At 41.1% G+C, this 22,300-nt stretch carries 19 protein-coding genes and 1 pseudogene; 6 read left to right on the plus strand and 14 right to left on the minus strand.

Annotated elements, in window-relative coordinates; all coding sequences use genetic code 11:
• Positions 1–195 precede the first annotated feature (195 nt).
• Complete coding sequence (locus Q5O24_14035) at positions 196–888, plus strand: iron-sulfur cluster assembly scaffold protein (GenBank protein WKY47457.1); 693 nt, start codon at positions 196–198, stop codon at positions 886–888.
• Positions 889–897: 9 nt separating this feature from the next.
• On the plus strand, positions 898–1,896 hold the full coding sequence (locus Q5O24_14040) for a GGGtGRT protein (GenBank protein WKY47458.1): 999 nt from the start codon (positions 898–900) through the stop codon (positions 1,894–1,896).
• Between the two features lie 366 nt (positions 1,897–2,262).
• Here Q5O24_14040 and Q5O24_14045 read toward each other — a convergent pair whose 3' ends face one another.
• The 3 genes from Q5O24_14045 to Q5O24_14055 all read right to left on the minus strand — a co-directional run bounded on the left by Q5O24_14045 (position 2,263) and on the right by Q5O24_14055 (position 4,128).
• Positions 2,263–2,478 carry a hypothetical protein gene (locus Q5O24_14045; protein ID WKY47459.1) on the minus strand — a complete coding sequence of 72 codons (216 nt, stop codon included), beginning with the start codon at positions 2,476–2,478 and terminating at the stop codon, positions 2,263–2,265.
• A gap of 175 nt (positions 2,479–2,653) precedes the next feature.
• Positions 2,654–3,259: a DUF4125 family protein gene (locus Q5O24_14050; GenBank protein ID WKY47460.1), complete on the minus strand. Its 606-nt coding sequence runs from the start codon at positions 3,257–3,259 to the stop codon at positions 2,654–2,656.
• Positions 3,256–4,128 carry a tetratricopeptide repeat protein gene (locus tag Q5O24_14055; GenBank protein ID WKY47461.1) on the minus strand — a complete coding sequence of 291 codons (873 nt, stop codon included), beginning with the start codon at positions 4,126–4,128 and terminating at the stop codon, positions 3,256–3,258. The genes Q5O24_14050 and Q5O24_14055 overlap by 4 nt, the downstream gene beginning before the upstream one ends.
• 316 nt (positions 4,129–4,444) lie before the next feature.
• Between Q5O24_14055 and Q5O24_14060 the strand changes: the two genes are divergently transcribed.
• Entirely contained in the window at positions 4,445–4,714 is a 270-nt protein-coding gene (locus Q5O24_14060; protein WKY47462.1) for a hypothetical protein, read from the plus strand.
• 131 nt (positions 4,715–4,845) lie between these two features.
• Here the strand turns inward: Q5O24_14060 and Q5O24_14065 are convergent, their stop codons facing one another.
• From Q5O24_14065 to Q5O24_14105, 9 genes are all read right to left on the minus strand, one after another.
• A complete protein-coding gene (locus Q5O24_14065) occupies positions 4,846–6,609 on the minus strand; it encodes a nitric oxide reductase activation-like protein (GenBank protein ID WKY47463.1) in 1,764 nt (587 codons plus the stop codon).
• 89 nt (positions 6,610–6,698) lie between these two features.
• A complete protein-coding gene (locus Q5O24_14070) occupies positions 6,699–7,625 on the minus strand; it encodes a MoxR family ATPase (protein WKY47464.1) in 927 nt (308 codons plus the stop codon).
• Positions 7,626–7,932: 307 nt separating this feature from the next.
• Entirely contained in the window at positions 7,933–8,871 is a 939-nt protein-coding gene (locus Q5O24_14075; GenBank protein WKY47465.1) for a transketolase family protein, read from the minus strand.
• A 2-nt stretch (positions 8,872–8,873) separates the two neighbouring features.
• Positions 8,874–9,683 carry a transketolase gene (locus tag Q5O24_14080; GenBank protein ID WKY47466.1) on the minus strand — a complete coding sequence of 270 codons (810 nt, stop codon included), beginning with the start codon at positions 9,681–9,683 and terminating at the stop codon, positions 8,874–8,876.
• Between the two features lie 18 nt (positions 9,684–9,701).
• Positions 9,702–10,865, minus strand: a complete 1,164-nt coding sequence (gene alr, locus Q5O24_14085; protein ID WKY47467.1) for an alanine racemase — start codon at positions 10,863–10,865, stop codon at positions 9,702–9,704.
• Between the two features lie 9 nt (positions 10,866–10,874).
• The gene (locus tag Q5O24_14090) at positions 10,875–11,582 is read right to left on the minus strand and encodes a 5'-methylthioadenosine/adenosylhomocysteine nucleosidase (GenBank protein ID WKY47468.1); all 708 of its coding nucleotides are present in this window, start codon (positions 11,580–11,582) and stop codon (positions 10,875–10,877) included.
• Entirely contained in the window at positions 11,579–12,061 is a 483-nt protein-coding gene (ispF, locus tag Q5O24_14095; GenBank protein WKY49265.1) for a 2-C-methyl-D-erythritol 2,4-cyclodiphosphate synthase, read from the minus strand. The genes Q5O24_14090 and ispF overlap by 4 nt, the downstream gene beginning before the upstream one ends.
• A gap of 109 nt (positions 12,062–12,170) precedes the next feature.
• Positions 12,171–12,485, minus strand: a complete 315-nt coding sequence (locus Q5O24_14100; protein ID WKY47469.1) for a bh protein — start codon at positions 12,483–12,485, stop codon at positions 12,171–12,173.
• Positions 12,486–12,809: 324 nt separating this feature from the next.
• The gene (locus Q5O24_14105) at positions 12,810–13,940 is read right to left on the minus strand and encodes a hypothetical protein (protein ID WKY47470.1); all 1,131 of its coding nucleotides are present in this window, start codon (positions 13,938–13,940) and stop codon (positions 12,810–12,812) included.
• A gap of 238 nt (positions 13,941–14,178) precedes the next feature.
• Between Q5O24_14105 and Q5O24_14110 the strand changes: the two genes are divergently transcribed.
• The gene (locus Q5O24_14110) at positions 14,179–15,546 is read left to right on the plus strand and encodes a PhoH family protein (protein WKY47471.1); all 1,368 of its coding nucleotides are present in this window, start codon (positions 14,179–14,181) and stop codon (positions 15,544–15,546) included.
• 82 nt (positions 15,547–15,628) lie between these two features.
• Here the strand turns inward: Q5O24_14110 and Q5O24_14115 are convergent, their stop codons facing one another.
• Together Q5O24_14115 and Q5O24_14120 are read right to left on the minus strand one after the other, a co-directional pair.
• Positions 15,629–16,426: a chemotaxis protein CheW gene (locus tag Q5O24_14115; GenBank protein WKY47472.1), complete on the minus strand. Its 798-nt coding sequence runs from the start codon at positions 16,424–16,426 to the stop codon at positions 15,629–15,631.
• A gap of 258 nt (positions 16,427–16,684) precedes the next feature.
• Positions 16,685–18,721 carry a D-alanyl-D-alanine carboxypeptidase family protein gene (locus Q5O24_14120; protein ID WKY47473.1) on the minus strand — a complete coding sequence of 679 codons (2,037 nt, stop codon included), beginning with the start codon at positions 18,719–18,721 and terminating at the stop codon, positions 16,685–16,687.
• 309 nt (positions 18,722–19,030) lie between these two features.
• On the opposite strand from Q5O24_14120, the pseudogene Q5O24_14125 reads away from it, so the two are divergent.
• Positions 19,031–20,337, plus strand: a pseudogene (locus tag Q5O24_14125) (IS1380 family transposase).
• A 408-nt stretch (positions 20,338–20,745) separates the two neighbouring features.
• Positions 20,746–22,299 carry a UDP-N-acetylmuramoyl-L-alanyl-D-glutamate--2,6-diaminopimelate ligase gene (locus tag Q5O24_14130; protein WKY47474.1) on the plus strand — a complete coding sequence of 518 codons (1,554 nt, stop codon included), beginning with the start codon at positions 20,746–20,748 and terminating at the stop codon, positions 22,297–22,299.
• The last annotated feature ends 1 nt before the right edge of the window (position 22,300 follow it).

The following is a 22,300-nucleotide window of genomic DNA, read 5'->3' on the forward strand; positions in this document are numbered from 1 at the left end:
CTGATAACAATGGATAGACCTCGCCTAATTATCCATTCTTTCTTATTCTACATCGATTTCAATTTTACATCAATTAAACTTTTTGTCTAACTATGATATTTTTCCTGTTTTTTCTTATATGTCAAAATATTACCTGTTTTTTTAAGTTTAATACGGTTATAATTAAAAGAGTAATTTTTTGAAGGGAGATTATGAATGGAATATTCTCATGAAGTAAAACGAATGTGTGTCGTCGGCAACAATGCTAAACATGGCGCTGCTCCTATACCCGAAGAAGGAAAATGGGTACAGGCCAAGGAGGTTACTGATATCTCCGGTCTGACACACGGGATTGGCTGGTGCGCACCTCAGCAGGGAGCCTGCAAATTAACATTAAATGTCAAAGACGGAATCATTGAAGAATGTCTAATTGAAACCATTGGATGTTCAGGAATGACTCATTCAGCTTCTATGGCCTCAGAAATTCTACCGGGAAAAACCATTTTGGAAGCATTAAATACTGACCTGGTCTGTGATGCCATTAACACAGCAATGCGGGAATTATTTCTGCAAATCGTTTATGGACGTTCACAAACTGCTTTCTCTGAAGGTGGCCTGCCGATTGGAGCTGGTCTTGAAGATCTTGGAAAAGGACTCCGCAGCCAGGTTGGGACCACTTATGGCACCCTTGAAAAAGGCCCCCGTTACCTTGATATTGCCGAAGGTTATATTAAAGAACTGGCCTTAAATGAAAATAACGAAATTATTGGCTATTCCTTTGTTCATCTTGGAAAAATGATGGAGAACATCAAAAAAGGTGACACGCCAGCCGATGCCCTGGAAAAAGCTTCCGGACAGTACGGCCAATTTGATGATGCAGTAAAATACATCGATCCACGAAACGAATAGGAGGAAGACATGGCATTATTTGAAAGTTATGAAAGACGAATTGATAAAATAGGATCTGTCTTATCCGCAAACGGCATTGCTTCCCTGGAAGAAGCAAAATCTATCTGCGACGAAAAAGGCATTGATGTCGCTGAACTTGTCAAAAGCATTCAGCCCATTTGTTTTGAAAACGCCTGCTGGGCCTATACTTTAGGTGCTGCCCTGGCCATTAAACGGGGAATCACTAACGCCGCCGACGCCGCTGAAGTAATCGGTGAAGGCCTGCAGGCATTCTGTATCCCTGGCTCAGTTGCCGAACAGCGAAAAGTTGGTTTAGGCCATGGAAATCTTGGCGCCATGCTTTTAAGAGACGAAACGGAATGTTTTGCCTTCCTGGCTGGTCACGAATCCTTTGCTGCTGCTGAAGGCGCCATTGGGATTGCCCGTTCAGCCAACAAAGTCAGAAAGCAGCCACTGCGGGTTATTTTAAATGGCCTTGGTAAAGATGCCGCTCTGATTATCTCTCGTATCAACGGTTTTACTTATGTAAAAACCGACTATGATTACGCAACTGGCGAATTAAAAATTGTCAGCAAAACGCCTTATTCGAAAGGTGAAAGAGCTGCTGTCAACTGCTACGGCTGTAACGATGTTCAGGAAGGTGTTGCCATCATGCATCATGAAGGCGTTCACGTTTCTATTACTGGAAACTCAACCAACCCTACCCGTTTCCAGCATCCAGTTGCCGGCACTTATAAAAAAGAAGCTCTGGAACAGGGCAAAAAATACTTCTCTGTTGCTTCCGGCGGTGGAACCGGACGAACCCTGCATCCAGACAACATGGCCGCTGGTCCAGCTTCGTACGGTATGACCGATACTATGGGCCGTATGCACTCTGATGCTCAGTTTGCCGGTTCATCTTCTGTTCCTGCCCACGTTGAAATGATGGGCTTAATCGGAATGGGTAACAACCCCATGGTAGGTGCGACTGTATCTGTTGCCGTTGCGATCGAGGAAGCAAGCAAGTAGGTTATAGCCCGAGCTTTCGCATTAAAAGGCCATTTCAGGTTAGAACAATTTGCATCATTTTTAGCACATATTCAAAACATAAGAAGCCCCTTTTTATTCTGGGGTTTCTTATGTTTTAAATCAACACACTTTCCAGGAGGACAGGTATGAACACAACAATGCTGATCGTTTTCTTCGCAATTATTTCTGGAGTTTTTATCCCTATTCTTTACAATAATAAAAATAGAAAATAATTTTTCATAATAAAAGGTCAGGAGACGTAACGTTCCTGACCTTTTTATTTTCAAAACCTTATCTTTACCGCACAGTTTTTAAACAACTTAAACCGATGAAGCTAGTTGTGACGCATTTTCTTGACGAGTCCTTCTATTCCAATTCAAACATTTGTCGATATTTTTTCAATAGAGTATTAACCTTATTTTTTTCAGTAACTACAACATTGAAGTCCTGATATTTATTATCTTTCTTGAATATCATATTAAATCCAGTATCCGGATTTTTATTGCCGTAACTATTGGACCTCACTTCAACACAATTGTAACCAGTATTTAATAACTTTTCGATCATATCTATGTTAATCATAATCACTCCTATTGCAGAATAATTATCATTATACACCTTTATGTTCTTATTTTCAATGTGTAAAAATTAGTTTACACATAAAAAGCACCCCGAAGGATGGCGAAACAAAAAATTGCAGCGAAAGCTCACTCTCCAATCGACTTTTTCATGGGCAATCTGGCGACCTTCCTCACCCTTATACTAATTGCATCTCCGCTTCATCAATGGAAGGATAGCCATATGCTCTGGCTATATTAGCATTAATTTTAATTGAGATATTCTCACCCTTTTCATTTAATTCTTCTAAATAGCCTAGAAACAAGGCTAAAGTTTTCTCTGAATAGGTTGAAATTTCACCCTCAAAGTAAACCTCAACTGTGGCATTTCGGCTCAAATCAGTTGACCGACCTCTAGCTTTCAGTTTAGGGTAATTCTCTGAAAAAATTCTGTCCTGTTCTTTATAAAGCTGGGCAATCTGTTCTATAAGTCTCTCTTTTTCTGGAGAAATTATCGGTAAATGAGATTTTATTTTCTCATATTCTGCCGGATGCGTATATTTCATCATCATAGCATACTTTTCAGTCAGTAAATTTCTTTCCCCCTTTTCGGCCGCCTTTAAATCCTCTAAATAACTTTCCTGCAGTTCAACACTCCATGCTTTAAATTGCGAAGAACGCATAATTTCAAAGGTCCTTAAGTTATCCTGACAACTGGCACGACCGCCGGTATTTGAAACCTTTTGAAACATTTCCCATTCAATTTTTAAAATTTCTTTTATCAAATCTGCACTTTTACTACTCATTCTAATTTCCCCTCAACTTCTTTGATATTTAAAACCAGCGACTGGTATTGTGGACTATTTTCGCTGTAGGTCGCTTTTAACAAAGGTTCAACGTTATTTAACATTTCAAGGGCTTTATCATATTTCTTTTGATGAAAATAGATTGCCGCCAGATTATTTAGTGACGTTAAATATAATGGATGATCTTTGCCTAAGTGCTCATCAAAAATCAATAGACTCGATTCAATCATACTAAGCGCTTCATCTAATTCGCCTTCTACCATTAATGCATTTGCCAGGTTTAAATTTGAAATTGCTATATACTCATGATTCCCTGTATTTTTCAGCAGCTCTAAACTTTTGGATAAAAAAACCTTTGCTTCTGCCATCTTACCCATATCCTGATAGAGATTGGCTAGATTATTTGTGGCGTTTGCATATAAAGTACTCTTAAATTCAAGGTTTTCCGGGGAAATTGAAATCGTATCAGCTGATAATATATCTTTCATTTCCCGGTCATTATCGTAGCTTTTCAAAGCCTCTAAAAACATTCTTTCAGCTTTGTCAAATTCTTTTGTAAGCCTATACATGCAGGCCAGATTGACCGATGTTGTTGCATATTGCATCGAATCTTTTCCCACTTTTTTCTCAATAAGTTTTAGGGCTTTATCAAATGTTTCATGGCTTTTTTCAAAATCCCCAACATTTCGATACATTCCACCCAAGTCATTAATAACAGTTACATATCTGTCTGAATCAGCACCAAAATGCTCCCTGATCAAGTCGCAATATGTTTCCATATAAGGAATCGCCTCTACATAATTTCCTTCATGGCTAAACTTTCTAATCACAGCTTTTAGTTGTTCTTTTTGATTTTCATATTCATTCATATTCTATTCTCACCTCACACTTAGTATTTAATGCTAGCATTACTTTAATTCAGTATAAACCTTCCTTCTGCTTCTTTCAAGCAGACTCTTAACCCAAATGCTATAACAAAACCTAATCTATTTTCAAAAATGCGATGATCTTCAGCGGGATTAACGGCCGGAAAAATTGAACAATAAAAATCTTTATAAAGGGATTAAAAGACGAAAAAATTGTTATATACTTTAAATAAGCTGGTATTTTTTATAAAAACCATTGACAGAACTTGTATTTGTGTAATATAAAAGAAGTATACATCAGCGGAAGGAGAGATTAATTATGGCAATGCGTTACTCAAGTCTGGTCAAAGACGGCAAACTCAATGTACGACAGGACTATATTCAGACTGAATCCGGCGATTTTCAGAAACTCACTCCAAACTGGGTGAGAAAAGCCTATGAAAAGGCTCAGGAGCTGGAAGATACCGAATCCATTGAAAAACTGGAGAATCTGGTCCTCGATGTCTATATTAAAGGAGAAGAAGACCATCTCGGCAAACGGATTAACTGGTGCTTAAAAGACGAATTAAACAGTCTTAACAACAATTAAAAAGCATTCTCTTTGGCTCGTAAAACCCATTTTCCTAAATATCATCCACAATAAAAGCAAACAGACAAGTATTCTATTCTGACTGTTTGCTTTTACTATTTTCTATATTCTGGCAGTCCTGATGCCCTTTATCAGTTCAAAATAATCTGCTTCAGGTATTTAATAACCAGATCCGAAAAGCGGTTGATATCCCTGATATAGGCAAAATCCTTACCATAAATCAATTTTTCCGCCATCAGGTCCTGCTCTTTTCCGGTAAAGACTCCCAAGACCAGTATTCCGGCCTGTCTGGCCGCCCGCACTTCTCTGGCTGTATCGGTAATGGCAACCCGGCCTCTGTAAGCCTGATCCAGGCTTTCTTTTTGCCCTTTACCGACTTTTATATCATTAGGTCGTCCGTCGCTTAAGACAATTAGAATTTTATTGTCTTCAGTACGTTTTAACAAATCTTCTGTGGTTGCCCGAATCGCCAGACCATCGCGATTATTACCGGTACAAAAGTATTCAAAGATATTCTCATTGTGTGATAAGGGCGCTTCATAGTCACGAAACCGCTTAATTACCGTATAATCAAGAAAACTTGAAAATCCCATCACCCGGTTGGGAATCCCTACCAGAGTTAAAGCCTGGGCCAGTAAAAAAGCCTGAATGGCCACGCTGGACTGATTGCGCCTTTGCGAGCCACTGGAATCCATCAGGATATCCACAACAAAAGACCCTTTATCATTATCGATGGTTTTTACAAACACTTTGTTATTGCTGCTTCGACCAATACGCCAGAGTTTATTGGCTACCAGTGTCCCGCTGTCGGAAGGAATCGCGTCTTTGGTTTCTTCCTGAACCAGGGTTCTGGCCATACTTTCTTTCAGCTTATTGATATTTCGCTTACAAACCTTGTAATTGGCACGATAAACATCTATATTTTTAGTCTGATGTCGACGAACATATTTCTGTTGGAACTCATTTTCACTTTCACTGCGAATAACCCCATCGGTCATGTGTATCCGACAATTTCCGTGCTCACCGCGGCAAACGCGGTTCTCAAGCTTACGCACCTCGCTGATATTCAAAAATGAGTTACCATAATAATAGGATACTTTTTCATAGATCTTTTCCAGATCTTCTTCCTGAACTCTGATAATCCGATTATCTTTGTCCACACCTGGCATCGTTGCGTCACTATTGCTTTCACCAAGTAAGGCTTCGGCGATTTCTTCAATTGATGCCTCAATTTCCTCATTGGCCGGATCATCAAACAACTCCTCCAGCATAAAGTCAGAGAAATCACCACGCAGACCTTTGGGATTTCCATTCTCATCAATGATTTCACCATCGGCATTCACGAAAAGCGGAAAGTGATCCATATAAATATCTTCGATTCCACGTAAAAATTCGATGGTATCCTCACGGTCCGACAAAGCATTGAGATCATGCATCAGGTTTCTGGTTGCCACATCAACCTGTGGTGACTTGCCGATTTTTTCCAAAACCATTGCGTGTCTGGTCTTTTCGATCAGATTTTCGGTATGAAGATTATAATAGCTCATCAAGACATCATCATAAGCTTTTTTGCGGATATCATAAATCCCCGGCCGCTCAGCAATCAGTTTTTCTTCAATCAGGACATCACTTCCCATGCCAATCAGACCAAGCAGTATATCTTTATCAAACCCTGCTTTATAGCGGCTGATCACATATTTTTTAACAGAATCCCATTTGATGTACTTGCGTCTTCCACCAGCCGTCACGGCGTGGTAGAGGGCAACATTTTCAGAGATAAAACTTTTTTCTCCCCGATCCATATTTTCATCATAGTCACCGGAGACAGTCCACATCAGATTGGAAACCCGATTGTCAAATTCATAATTCTCATAAATCCATTTTTTTGACTCCATCACAAACCTCCTTTCCGAAGCTAAGGTTAAAATCACCATTATCATCCCGACAAAAACTAATTTAACTTAGCTACAGCTTTGACAATTGCTTAAGCCTCCGGAAAGATGTCAGCAGCTTCCCAGGATTCTCGGATTCTGGTTCTAATGACATCCAGGACGATTTCCTTTTCATACTGATCAAAGCTTTTGCCAATCACGCCCATATCTACGGCCAGCATTGGTTTTAACCCTCGGCGAATGGTTTTTAGGCTGCCGATAATCCCTCGCAGGTCCACGGATTTTGTGGAAATCTCAGAATTTCTCGACTTCTCCTGCAGATCCAGAAAAACTCCGGCAAACTGGGCCAGCATCTCATCATCCGCATCAGTGAAGTTGTTTTTCAGAATCACCATCAGGGTTTCTTCTTCAATCTGCGGAATATCAATGGTCATAAACCGTGAAACCAGGGCTTCATTAAGCTCCTTGGTACCAGCATATTCGTAGTTCATCGTTCCAATAAAACGGGTCGCTTCATGGAGACCAATTTTTTCATAACCCGGAACATCAATTATTTTTCGGTAGTCGAGGGCTGAATGCAGCACGACCAGAGCATCATTCTTGGCCATATTAATTTCATCAAAGACCCCAAACCCGCCATGAATGGCGCACTCATAGACTGATCCCCGTCGCAGTTTGACCTCATCATCAATAAAAGTATCCGTTCCGATCAGGCTGGCGCTATCAGTATTGACATGAAATGAGGTGTTCCACTGGGGGCGGCCGAAGAGCTCGCAGATATTATCAGCCAGCACATTTTTGCCGGTCGCCTTGGGACCAGATAAGAGAATGTTTTCTTCTTCAAGAAGTGCTGAGATACACATCGACCAAATATCCTTACCGTAAAAAACCGTTTCCGTTCTCGGTACCCGGCTCTTTAGATTTTCGTCTTCCAATGTATAAAATACTTTAAATTTTTCAACATCATCAAGCAGTTTTTCAGAAACTCCCTGCTTAATTAATTGTTCTCTTAATATCATGATTTTTCCTTTCTGTCTCAAAACAGGCTTCAATTAGTGTTGCATAACTTAGAATGATTTTAAATATATCATTAAACATCTTCCCATACAAGGCAAATTAAGAAATGACAAGATTTTATCCGCGTTTTGAAGATCCTAAACGCCACTTTCCCAGAACCTCTGACTTTAAAAACCAACCGTTCGATAACGATTATGTAATGAATTTTTTCTCCTGTGAAATAGAGTTACTCAATAAAAAAAAAGAGAGAAAAGCAAACGCTTTTCATCTCTTTTGAAAGGATTAATCCTATAAACAAGTTTTGGTCATTTATTTTCGGCCAATAACCTTTTTAGCCGCAGCTACGATATCTTTAGCTGTCAAGCCATATTCTTCCATCAATGGCGGCACTTTACCAGACTGGCCAAAACGATCTTTAACCCCGATTCGTTCCATCGGCACCGGATATGTTTCAGCCAGCACCTCAGCAACAGCCGCACCCAGACCGCCAATCACACTGTGTTCTTCAGCAGTGACAATGGCGCCCGTCTTTTTAGCAGCCGCTTCGATTGCTGCTGTATCGATTGGTTTAATGGAACCCATATTCAGAAGCTCTGCTGAAATGCCTTCGGCAGCCAGTGCCTCAACCGCTTCCAGTGCTGGTCCCACCATCAAACCGGTCGCAATAATACTCACATCGTTTCCGTCTTTTAAAGGTGTGGCTTTTCCCACTTTGAAGCTATAGTTTTCATCAAAAAGAACCGGTACATCACTTCGACCCAGACGGATATAAACAGGACCATCAATTTCAAGTGCAGCATCTATCATTTTTTCAGTTTCTACGGCATCGGCCGGACATAATACCGTCATATTAGGCATAACCCGCATCAAGGCAATATCCTCGATCGACTGATGGGATCCGCCATCCTCGCCGACTGAAATTCCCGAGTGAGTTAAAGCAATTTTAACATTAAGTTTTGGATAACAGATACTGTTTCTGATTACTTCATAGGCTCGTCCCGCACCAAAGATTGCAAATGTAGAAGCAAAGGGAACTTTACCAACAGCGGCCAGTCCGGCAGACATACCCATCAGATTGGCTTCAGCAATCCCTACATTAAAATGACGTTCGGTACATTGTTTGGCAAAAATATTAGTCTTTGTCGCGCCTGATAAGTCGGCATCCAGAACAACCAGATCCTGATTTTCATCTCTTAACTTTACCAGATATTCACCATATGCAACTCGTGTAGATTTTTTTTCTGCCATTATTATGCCTCCAAATCTGCCAGCGCCTGCGCAAGTTCTTCAGCGTTGGGTCCTTTTCCATGCCATCCAGCGTTATTTTCCATGAAAGTTACGCCTTTTCCTTTTACCGTTTGGCAGATAATCACAGTTGGCTGATCAACTACCGCTTTTGCTTCTTCAACGGCTTTTCTTAGTTTAGGAAAATTATGTCCATCATCTACATTAATAACTTTCCAGCCAAAGGCTGCAAATTTTTCATCAATTGGATAAGGTGATAAAACATCACAGATTGGTCCATCGATCTGCAGATTATTGTTATCAACAAAGGCAATCAGATTCCCCAATTTATAATGAGAAGCTGCCATCGCAGCTTCCCAGACCAAACCTTCCTGCAATTCGCCATCGCCCAGAAGAGCATAAACAGCATATGGCTTATGATCGATTTTTCCACCCAGGGCCATTCCCACAGCTGCTGAAATCCCCTGTCCCAGCGATCCGGTCGACATATCAACACCCGGAGTTTTTTTCATATCCGGATGTCCTTGCAGAATCGAACCTAACTGTCTTAAAGTTTCCAGTTCAGAACGGTCAAAATAACCTTTTGCTGCCAGGGTTGCATATAAACCGGGTGCCGCGTGTCCTTTTGACAGCACAAAACGGTCCCTGTTATCATCCTTTGGATTCCTGGGATCCACATTCATCTGTTCAAAGTAAAGCAAGGTCAGGATTTCTGCCGAAGACAAAGATCCTCCCGGATGTCCGGAGCCCGCTTTTCCAATCATTTTAACAATGTCTTTTCGAATGCCACGAACGGTTTCTTCTAAAAACGCCATTTAAATCTCCTTTTGTTTCTAAGTGTTTTTGAGTATTTCTCTCTTAATTTCTATTTGACTGCCTTGCGATATATAAAGACGGGGAACCCGCTTATTAACCAGACAGGTGATTTCATAATTGATCGTCCCAAGCTTATCGGCCAGCTCATCAGCAGATAAATTCCTGCCAAAAAGTTCGACCTCGTCATAGAGACTGACCTCATCAAGACCGGAACAATCCACCATACATTGATCCATACAGATATTACCGACAATTGGGGCTCTCTGTCCGTTAATAAAGACCTCAGCTTTTCCACTTAACATTCTGGTATAACCATCAGCATAACCCACTGGCAATGTGCCGATCAGTTTTTCCTCACTGGCCACATAACGATTGCCATAACTGACAGACTCACCCGGTCCAATAGTTTTGAGATGGACAATTCGGCTTTTAAAAGACATAACCGGTTTTAAGTCTATCTTAGACCGTTCCACTTGCGCCGAAGGGTAAAGACCGTAAAGAATAATCCCCGGCCGCACCATATCAAGATGCAGTCCCTCCAAATCAAAAATTGCCGCGCTGTTGGCAATATGATAAATTGGGATTTCAATGCCTTGACGGACGATTGCCGCCATCACTTCTTTGAACCGGTCATACTGCAGTCTGGTAAAGGTTTTATCGCTTGCATCAGCTGTTGAGAAATGACTGAACAGCCCCTGAATAAAGACACCTTCCAGCTCATTGATAAGCCCGACCATTTCCGCCGCTTCACGATAAGAAAACCCGATTCGTCCCATTCCCGTATCCACTTTTATATGGATGGGATGGATCAGGCCTTTTTTCCGGCAATAATCCGAAAGAGCCAGGGCAAAAGAATGCTGGTACACTGTCGGTATAATATCAAACTTAATAAGCTCTGGAATCACCGCTTCCGGCGAAAAGCCCAGAAGCATTATCTCACTGGTAATTCCGTTTTGGCGAAGAGCAATGGCTTCATCGATAAAGGCAACTGCCAGCATATCAGCACCTGCTGCAAGCAGAGCTTTTGCACACGCCACACTGCCATGTCCATAGGCATCGGCTTTAACAACACCAAGAACCTTTACCTGATTACCAACAATTTTTCGGATCTCACGAAAATTATGTGTCAGCGCATCAAGATCAATTTCAGCCCAGGTGGGCCGAAGTTCCAAATCAAGCATTTAATCTCCTTATTCCACACCCTGCATCAAGACAATTCTCCCAATCAGATGTTTAACCAGTTCAACGCCTTTTTCAATGGATTTTCCCAGGTTATCCCGGTAATCTGCTTCAAGATTTCCATCAGCCTGATCAGACATCGAGCGAATAATCAGATAGGGTACACGGTTAACTACAGCAACCTGACCAACCGCAGCCCCTTCCATTTCAACACACAGGCCATCAAATTCCTTCAGCAGCTCTTCTTTCAATTCCACCGAATCAACGCCCAAATCCGCTGTCATGACCCGGCCTTTTAAAAAAGTCAGTTCAAGTTTTTCAGCTTCTTCTGCCGCCAGATCGATCAATTGTGAATCTGCCTTGAAATAGGTCATATCCATATTGGGAATCTCTCCGCGGGGGTGACCAAAGGCTCTGGCATCCATATCATACTGAACACTGTCCGTAGAGATCACAATATCCCCCACATTTAGTTTTGGCGACACTGCCCCGGCTACACCCACATTGATAATGACTTTCGCTTTGAAAAGATCAATCAAAATCTGGGTACACATTGCCGCATTGACCTTTCCCACACCCGACTTGACCACTACCACCTCTTTATTATCAAGCTTGCCTTTAATAAAAGTCATACCGCCATGATGAATTTTAAACGGGTCTGTCATCGATGACTTTAAGTCCCGTGCTTCACTTTCCATCGCCGCAATGATTCCGATCATTTTCCTTCTCCTTTCAGCAGACTAACGACTGCATTAGCTGCGATCCCTTCTTCTCTTCCAGAAAAACCCAGTCCTTCTTCGGTTGTCGCTTTAACGCTGACCCGATTCGTGGTTAACCCCAGACAGTTCTCAATATTTATAACCATCTCATCAATATAAGGCTTAAGTTTTGGCGCCTGGGCAATTATCGTTGAATCAATATTGTTGATGATATAGCCCTGGGCACCAACAAGCTCACCGACTTGCTCAAGCAAAAGCAGGCTGTCACAATTTTTATATTTTGGATCCGTGTCCGGAAAATGCTTACCAATGTCACCGAGAGCCAAAGCACCCAGAAGTGCATCCATTATGGCGTGTACCAGTACATCTGCATCTGAATGTCCTAACAATCCTAATTGATGTTCAATTCTTACGCCGCCTAAAATAAGCGCACGATTTTCAACCAGACGGTGAACATCATAACCTGTTCCGACCCTTATCATAGTTCTCCTCTTTAATCATTCTTCACCTAAATTTAACCATATTTTACTGCTTTTGTACAGGTTTTTAGCTTTGTAGTTGTTTACATATTCCTGAATAAAAGCTTTCTTAATCTTTTGTCCGATGGCTATATTCTTTATAAACCCGATACGGTTTGGAAATAACACGCTGGGGAAGAGATTTTAAAAACCCACTCAAGTCATGTTCCATTTCTTTTGTCATCCGGCTTGGTTTTGATAAGACTCTTTTTACAAATTCTTCCTTATAATGGGCATTGACAAATTCCTGATTAAGCTGAACCTGAATATGGCAGGTTTCACAAGTAATCCGATCAATTTGTCCATTAAGATACTCAATTTCGTGCTGGGTTTCCTTTTCACAGTTCACACAGAACAGATAGGCTTTCATTCGATTTTTCGGCATGGTATCCTCCTGAGACACTTTCAGAAATTATATCATACTTCTGCACTTAATTCTTTGTCATATTTCAATCAGAGGCTTATTTTTCCCACAAAAAAACCCGGTTGTTTTAAACCGGGTCAGTGCGTCAATAAACCCCGTCCCGACCAATTGAATTTAGTAGGCTGCTACGGTCTCGTACAGTTGCAATAATTGAACTGACTAATATATGCGTTTCTGGACAACTGTTCGCCCCGATGCAGCCAACTAAAAGGCCAATTGTCGGTCCTCAGTCGGTATAATTAACTTTTGACAATTTGACCCAGTTATTTAAACCGGGCTTCCTGCCTAATATCTGTAAATTGCTGCAATATCACTGCCTGTTGGCATGTCCGCCCCTTCAAGAACGATTACCTCACCTCCACGGCTCAAAACGGCTTCTGCCATAGCATCGTAGATATCACCAACGTAAGGGCTTAAAAGATCATCTACATGGATATTTCCCAGAATCGGATCAAATTTTCCAGGATGAACCTTGCTGCCATTCAAGAACAGGCGTGACACCTTACCTTGTGAAATTGCCTTTCCGATCTGCGAGACATCATCTGACCCCAGATCTTTTGCCTGAGCTTCAAAAAATACCTCCATCTGGTCTTTGAGCTGCTGATCAAATAGCTCTTTCATCACCGCCTGAACTTTTTTATGAAGTGCTTTTACGTCAACAGCATCCACATCTATTTTTACGCCTTCTTTAATCAAGTACGGATTTTTGGAAATTTTTCGAAACTCTCCCTGATGTTCTTCGAGTCCGATTAAAATCAAGGGAATTTTAAAAGCTTTGGAATACTGTTCCAGAATATAGGTATCCACATATCTAAAGAATTTTTCCCGATCAAGATTTTTCTCGTCTTTAGCTCCACCATGTCCGTGAAAAATAGCCTGATCTCCACCATAGCTTCCAGCGGTTAAATGCGGTTCAGTTTTTTCTTTACCCAACACACCTTCCAGCGTTGAATCTTTTTCATCAACAGGAATCTGATAGATCTGCGTTTTATCCGCTTCATAGAAGTAAAAACTATCACGATTCAATCCCAGCACATGATATAAACCACTGGACTGATAATTTTTCAGTAATGGCTTGGTATAGAAACTGTCTGAAACAATGGCCTGATTAGGCACATCCATCGGCAGTTTATAAACCACGCATTCTTCTTCATCCGCTAATATAGCCACACCTTCGGATGTATAATCCCAAAACAAGGTATCATTTTCCATTTCACTAAAAAGATCAAACAGATCTTTAAAATTCCGGTTATCGTCCAGCGATCTCTGAACTTCTTTAACAAGGTTTTTAAATCGAATGGGATTTTCAAAGCGCTCCGGTATTCTTGTGTTAGTATCCATGTAAATTGAAACGACCGGTTTGCCCTGTTTTTCAAGGATAGGATGGGGAAATTCTTTTGCAATCTGATAGTTCATATTACAGACCTCCTTTCTGATATAATCACTTTCTACCCAGATTTTTCTAAATAAAACAAACCCTTAAATAAACCACTGCCTGAATCTTTTTCTCAAAGCCCAAAGAAGATATTTTCCTCCCTTCAAAATCTTTATTTCCTATGATAAAATGCCATATTGTTTATTTATTTTTAACCTTTTTATTCCCTTTTCTTAATCTTTTTATGCTATATTAAAAAAAAGCCCTGGAGGTCCATGCTTGAAAACATACATTCTCGATACAAACGTTTTAATCCAATCTCCCTCTGCTCTCTTTTCCTTTGATGATAACAATATTGTTCTTCCCATCGCCGTGCTCGAAGACCTGGATAAGCTTAAGAATGAAGATGGCGAACGTGGTGCTAATGCCCGTGAATCCATCCGTACTCTCGAACATTTTAGACAAACCGCCAATCTGATTGCCGGTGCGCCCCTTAACAATGGCGGTTTTCTGCGCATTGAATTAAATTGCGAATCGGTGGAACTGCCCTACGGTTTTAGAACCGACTGCAATGATAATCGTATCCTCAAGGTCTGCAAGGGGCTGCAAAACAAAGGTGAGAACGTAATTCTTGTTACTAAAGATATCATTGTCCGATTAAAAGCTCAGACGATGTCAATTCCTGCTGAAGATTTTTTTGCAGAACAATCCCCAACTTACACTGACCAGTATACCGGAAGAATTAAGATTGACTGCCCAGACGAACTTTTTGATGAACTCTCCCGAGGTGGACTTAACCCTGACCAGACTTTTATTCTGAAAGCCAACGGCGAAAAGGAAGCCGTCAATCTGGTGATCAATCAGTTTGTGATCATCTGTTCTGAGCTGGATTCCCGAAAAACTCGGCTTGGCCGTTTTGACGGCAAAAGAATCGTCCCGCTTAAAACTTTAAACCAGGAGCCTTTTGGTGTCAAAGCCCAGAATGTCGGTCAGCGCTTCCTGCAGGAAGCCTTATTGGAAGATGCTCAGCGTGCGCCTCTGGTCATTGTCAAAGGTACATCTGGTACCGCTAAAACTTTCTATTCCCTGGCTGTCGGCCTCAGCCAGACAGTAAACATGGATCAGAACAGCTACCGCAAAATCCTGATCACCCGTCCCAATGCTCAATTCGACGAAAATATCGGCTACCTTCCAGGCAGCGAACAGGAAAAAATCGCTCCCCTGCTACGTCCGATTATTGATAATCTTGAGATTCTTTTAGACAAACCCAATCAAACCCGTTTCCAGAACGAGGTAGAATCGAAAAAGAAAATAGAGTCTTATTTTAACCAGGGTATCATCACTGCTGAAGCTATCAATTTTATCCGCGGACGTTCTATCACGCATACTTATCTGATCATTGATGAAGCGCAAAACCTGACCCCTAAACAGGTCAAGGGTATCATAACCCGCGTTGGAAAAGGAACTAAAATTGTCCTGCTGGGTGATCCCCAGCAGATCGACAATCCCCTTCTGGACGAAAAGACCAATGGCTTAAGTTATGCCTCAGAAAGAATGAAAGGCAGCCCACTCTGTTATCAGCTAACTATGGAACCCGATGAGTGTCTGCGTTCAAAACTGGCTTATGATGCCGCTCAGCGAATGTAAATATTTTTTAACACCTGTAAATTAAAAAAGCATCATCCCTTAACTTTACATCAAGGGACGATGCTTTTTTATCTAAAACTATTTACAAATTAATAATATACTCTTCATCAATCATAAATAAAGGCGCTTTATCTTTTTCACGACGACCAAGTTTTAAACTCTCATTCTGCAGACTTGGCATTTTGTCTGAAAGCTCTTCGGTTTCATCAAGGACCATTTCGACGCCAATCACCTTGTCTACCGTCATGCCCATCTGCTTACCGGTCGCTTCATTTTGAAGGACGATGGTCAGCTCCCGTCGGCTTTCGGTATATTCTTTACATAATGAATTAAACAGCTTGATCATCTGACTTAATTCTCTATTTCTGGCCTTTTCAATCAGATTCAGGGCCTTGTTGTATTCACCCTGCACCTGTAAACGCTCAACTTCATGAGCTAACTGATGAATCCTTTTATGAGGCCCGTCAAATTTTTTTAAAAGTTGCTGCAATATCAAATCTTCTGTTTTATAAGAATCATACCACTTGCCAAACGCACAGGCATGAGGATCTGTGGTTAAGGTAAATTTTCTTTTTTCATGGACGGAATTTTCCAGTTCATTCACCCAGTTAATATGATCCTGTTTTCTTTGTGCCAACAAAACCTTTAATTCGTCAACTTCCTCTTCTATAGTAGACATTCCATAGAATTTCCGGGTATCAATCACCGGAATGATTTCCCCCCTCAAATTCACGGCACCTTTTATATAATAAGCTGTATCCGGCATTTTTATCAGGTTTTCCATGATAAAAATTGATTTAACATATTCACTTGAAACGGCAAATATTTCTTTTCCCAGATTAAATAAAGCCCATGGAAATTCAGACTTTTCTTCTGCCACCGTAACACCTCCCAAAAGTTTAGTCCATCTTAACTATTTTTGCAGCTTTCGTCAAGTTTTTATTGTTTTATCACTTTATTCATCGCATAAAAACATATCAATTTTGCATCTTATTATAAACTTACATCAAACTTAAAGTTCATATCACGAATCGTTTTTTATTCATATATATAAGAATAATTTTTAATTTTCTTTCTGCCATCTGAAATATTTTATGAACACTGCATCATTTTTTTATCAATATTTATACGCTCTTACTTAATTCATCCCATAAAACCCTTCCATAGTCAATCCACTATTATAGATGGCGTTCGCTACTTCAGTTCCCACATAACGCAAATGCCACGGCTCATAGGCATAACCGGTAATCCCCGTCTGCCCTTCGGGATAGCGGATAATAAAACCGTACTTATGGGCATTGTTTTTAACAAACAGGCCTTCCGGGGTATTTGCAAAACTTTCCACCAGATCAAACCCCACTGAAGCAGAGGTCACATCCATGACCAGGCCCAGCTGATGTTCGCTCATACCAGGTCGGGCACTAACCAGTTCTGCATAAGCCAACCCAAATGTATCCACATTCCACTGGTACAAGGAAGCCTGGGTCTGATAAGACCGGTAGCCGGAACAGCAGTAGAGGGTCAGTCCGCTGTTTTTAGCGGCAGCAAAAAGATTACCCAGGGCTGCGGCTGCTTCTGCCCGCATCATGGTTGTTCGGGTAGACGGCAAGGACAGTACAACCAGATCTGACGGCTCATAACTGGCAGGAATACTATGGTTTTTATTCACCAGCCGAGTCATCGAAGTCAGTTCCTGTTCCATATTAGCTGGTCGGCTGCTGCCTTTGGGCAAAATGACAACTTTTATCCCTTCCAAGCGTAAAGACATCCCTTCGTATCCAGCCGCTTCACCGGTGCTAACCCAGGGCAGCCAGCCAAAACCTTCTGTATAAACTGCATAATAAAGATCACACATTTTAGCATCATAACCAGTCAGACTTAGTCTGATGGACTCTATCCGATAGCTCTGACCAGTTGTACCTGCCAGCTCGCCATCAGTAGACCAGTCCTGCCAGCCGATATTTTGAACATGGGCCTGATAACGGATACCCACATCATAACCGCTGTTGTTAACCTGTATCTGTAAGGCTTCCAACCTCAAATCAGAACCAGTGTTGCCACTCAAATCCCCTTTTGCCCGCCAGTCCTGCCAACCAGTATTTTGAACATAGGCGCGGTATTCGGCAAAGATACGGTTTGTCAGAAAGGGCAGGTTCTCACTGCCGGGAGCTGGCATCCCCTTAGGAATAACCATGATCCGGATACCTTCCAGCCGGTAGCCCATCCCTTCTGTACCAGCTTCATCACCATTTTTCGCCCAGTCCATCCATCCATAATTCTGAGCATGAACCTGATAATAAATATCATAAAGGTCCGCATACGTTCCGGTCAGTCTCATCCTGATCGCTTCCAGACGGTAGCCCAATCCTTCAGTACCACTTAATTCTCCGGTCTCTTTAGCAGCCTGCCAGCCGATATTCTCTATCTGTGTCTCGTAGGATACGCCCAGATCATAGCCCTGATTATCGAGTTCAATTCTGATCGCTTCCAGTCTTAAAGAACTGCCAGTGCTGCCGCTTACAGAGCCATCGCTTTTCCATTCCTGCCAGCCCAGATTCTCAACATGGGTCTGATAAGTTGCTTTCACGTTACCGTTAACATATGGGCGATCGGTCTCACCCGGCACATCAACTCCTTTTTCCTGAAGCAGAATCCGAATGCCTTCCAACCGAAAGCCCAAACCCTGGCTACCTGCTGATTCTCCATTTTTTGCCCAATCAAGCCAGCCAAAATTCTGGGCATGAACCTGATAGTAAACATCATACTTGTCTGAATCCGATCCGGTTAAAGCGATTTCTATTCCTTCAAGCCGCAGGCCCTGTCCTGTTGTTCCACTGAATTGGCCATCAGTCACCTTTTCCTGCCAGCCGAAATTCTCTACATAGGTGCGGTATTCGATGAAAAGATCCGCTTGAGTATCCAGGACGATTTCAATCCCTTCCAGTCTTAAACCCTGGCCTGTCGTCCCTCCGTCCTCACCATCAGATACCCATTCCTGATAACCTGCATTTTGCACGTATGTGCGATACTGGCAAATAGCTGGTGGTAAAGATTCCTGAATCTGCACCTCTTGTGAGACTTGAGTTGTGTCATTTATTATTTCCTCAGCATACACAAATCCCGAAAAAATCCAAAGCACTGCCATAACTAAAAGCGGAAACCATTTATTTTTCATTTTCTCTCCTTATTCTAAACTAATTTCAAAAAATCTTTTTCCTTGTCAAAATAAGTAAATTTCTATTATGTTTTGGGTATATATCCTAATAACAAAATAATTCAAGCGGGTGATTTCAAACTGCAGAATCTTAAACCTGAATTATTCATCCAGATACAATTAACGGCACATTGTGCCGCATAGATACAGTGTTTTTGATTATTTTTGCTTTTCACTAAATAAGTGAAGCTAAGACAATAGAAAAAGAGCTCCAACTTTGTTAAAATTTAAGTGACCAAACCAAAACCAAACAAAGGAGAAACTCTTCATATGTCTAGTTTAGATGCACTTCAGTTAGAAAGCAATAAAAAAATCAAAATAAATTTCGATGGCGGTGATTTATCCTCTGATTCCGGACTGATTCTGATCAAAGAATTTGCTCATAAATTCAGTTTCCATAAACATGTCAGCAACTTCAAAACTGATGAGAAGACCAGTCGTCAGCATAAGGATGATCAAAACCTGTGCCAAATGGTATATCAGATCATTGCTGGTTACTTTGAAGATGACGATGCTGATGAATTGACAAATGAACCTGTCTTTACAAACATTCTGGGTAAAAAAGCACTGGCTTCTCAACCGACTCTGTCAAGATTCTGGAACCGGATGGATGATAAAACGCTGCCAAAATTTGATGCCATCATTAAAGCAATGCGGACATCTGCTTATAAAATAAAACGTCCAAAACAGGTATTGCTGGATTTGGACTCCACCCTATTGAATACCTATGGAAAACAGGAAGGTGAAGGTTTCAACTATCATTACAGGGTACATGGTTATCATCCATTACTTTGTTACGACGGATTAACCGGTGATCTGCTGAAAGCAGATCTCCGTGATGGAACGGACTACAGTTCCACTGGGGTTGTTGATTTTATGCAACCTCTACTTGATGAATATTTCACGGAGTATCCCGACATAGAGCTGTATTTACGTGGTGACAGCGGGTTTATTTGTACAAGCAATGCGAAACCAATGGTGTGTCTTATGCGATCCGTTTAAAAGCGAACAGTGTTTTAAATGACAAAGCGAAACATCTTGATCATGAAATATTTGAAGCGATGAAAGAAGATATGTCCCAGTATATTGTCCGCTATGATGAGTTTTATTACAAAGCAGGCAAGTGGGAGTACCCGCGCAGGGTAGTTGTTAAAGTGGAGAAACCTTGCAATCAGTTCACCATTCAGCATTCCTTCATTGTAACCAATATGGACTTGAAACCTGAAGAAATCCTAAGATACTATCGTAACCGAGGCACTATGGAGAATTTCATCAAAGAAAGCAAGTCCGGATTTGGCTTCGCTTCTACCGGAAGTAAATCCAAAGTAGTCAATGCCAACCGACTGCAACTGCATGTGTTGGCTTATAATCTGTTTAATTGTTTCAGACGATTGGTTCTGCCGAAGAGCATGAAAAAGATGCAGATCGATACCATTCGTTTAAAGCTGCTAAAAATTGCTTCGAAAATCGTAAAAGCAGCAAGCTATATTTATTTCAAGCTATGTAGCAGTTGTCCCTACAAAGATGAATTTTATAAAACTTTAGAAAATATCAGACAACTTCCGCAGCTGGAATAACAGTAACTGATGATCTTTGGCAACTTAAAATCTTGAAAATAACATCTACGGGATTCGTCTACCCTTTTTGGGTTGAAATTCAACCGTCTGTGTATTTAATCCTTGAAAAAGATGTTGTTTCTCGATTTTAAGATTGCTCATTGCTGGATGAATAATTCAGGTTAAATTATAAAATCTTTGAGTCGCATTTCCCTGATACAGCTATCATATCATATTTTATTTTTCATTGAAAAGGATTACTTCATTTCTTACAGTTCTTCAATCAGGAAAACTTGATTTTTTAGTGATTATTAAAATTTACCTATACAAACTTTCACCCAACTTTCACATAAATCTCATAAGTTTCTCATAAAATTATAAGATACTATCTTTAGCAGATAAAGTTATTTAATTAGAAACGAGGTCATTATGAACTTATTAAAACTATTAAAAAATATCAAGGTCCTGCTTTTACAGGGTTCCTTAAATCAGGAAATGAATGAAATCCGGATTGATTCCCGCAAAGTTTCCCAGAATGACCTGTTTATTTGTATAAAAGGAGCCCGGTCAGATGGGCATCAGTATATTAAAAAAGCTGTCAGCCAGGGGGCAACAGCCATTCTTGTTGAACACCTGGATGAAGATTTGTCAGAATTTAAAAACATCACTATCCTGCAGGTTGACGATAGCCGAAAAGCCTTGGCTTTAATTGCCGCCAACCGCTACAATCATCCTCAAAACAAGCTAAAAATAATTGGCATCACCGGAACCAAGGGGAAAACCACAACCGCCCACATGATCACCGAAATTCTCAATCAGGCGGGTTTTAAAGCCGGCTATATTGGCACCAACGGCATTTCATACGGTCTGGTTAAAGAAAAATCCGATAATACTACCCCTGAACCGCTAAAGCTCCACTATACCTTCCGACAAATGGTTGACAACGGATGTACCCATGTCGTCATGGAAGCCTCTTCCCAGGGGTTTAAACAATTCCGGACCCATGGGCTGATTTTTGAATATGGACTATTCCTGAACATCGATTATGATCATGTCGGCCCAAATGAGCATCAGGATTTTGACGAATATTTTAACTGTAAGCGGATGATTTTTAATCAGAGCAGACAAATGATCATTAATAAAAGCCTGCCTCTTTGGGAAAAGCTGGCCGTTCACGAAAAAGAACGGGCAATCACTTTTTCGACAAACAGTCCGGCTGACTATTTTTCCCAAAACTATGAAATCACCCGTTCTGATAATGCTCTGGGAGGCCGTTTTGAACTGGCAGGAAAAATCAGGGAAAGCATCCTTCTCAAACAGATGCTGGGCGTTTTTAACAGTGAAAATGCCCTTGCTGCCATAGCCACCTGCAGTCAAATGGGGATTGATATTCAAACTATCAAAAGCGCCCTTAAAAACTTTGAAGTTGAAGGCCGTACCCAGCTTGTAAAAGAAGCGCTCAAATATGACCGAACTGTACTGATTGATTATGCTCATAACAGCATGAGTATGCTGAGCCTGCTAAAAGCCTTAAAGGCCTACGAACCGCGCCGTATCATCTGCGTCTTTGGTACCCGCGAAGATCGACCCGAACACCGACGTTTTGATATTGGCTATGCCGCTTCAAAATATGCCAATGAAATTATCCTGACTGAAGACAATCCCGGCTCACTTGAATTTGAAGCCGTCATTTCCGAAGCTGTCCGGGGGATTGCAACAAATAATTTTTCTGCTTTAAAAACGATTCGAGACCGTAAAACAGCTATCCTGTACGCCCTGGAGCATGCCACTAAAGAGGATATCATCGTAATTACCGGAAAAGGACATGAACACTATCAGATCACTGACGGCCAGCCAAATTATTTTTCCGAGGAAAAAATTATCCTTGAACACCTGAAAAGAAAAAACGTCAAGAGAGCTGTTTTGAAATGCCTCCCCAAAAACAGCTCTAAAACCGCCCTAAGAATCACCTCATCATCATAAC

The organism is Eubacteriaceae bacterium ES3, from assembly GCA_030586155.1.
Taxonomy (GTDB): domain Bacteria; phylum Bacillota; class Clostridia; order Eubacteriales; family Eubacteriaceae; genus Acetobacterium.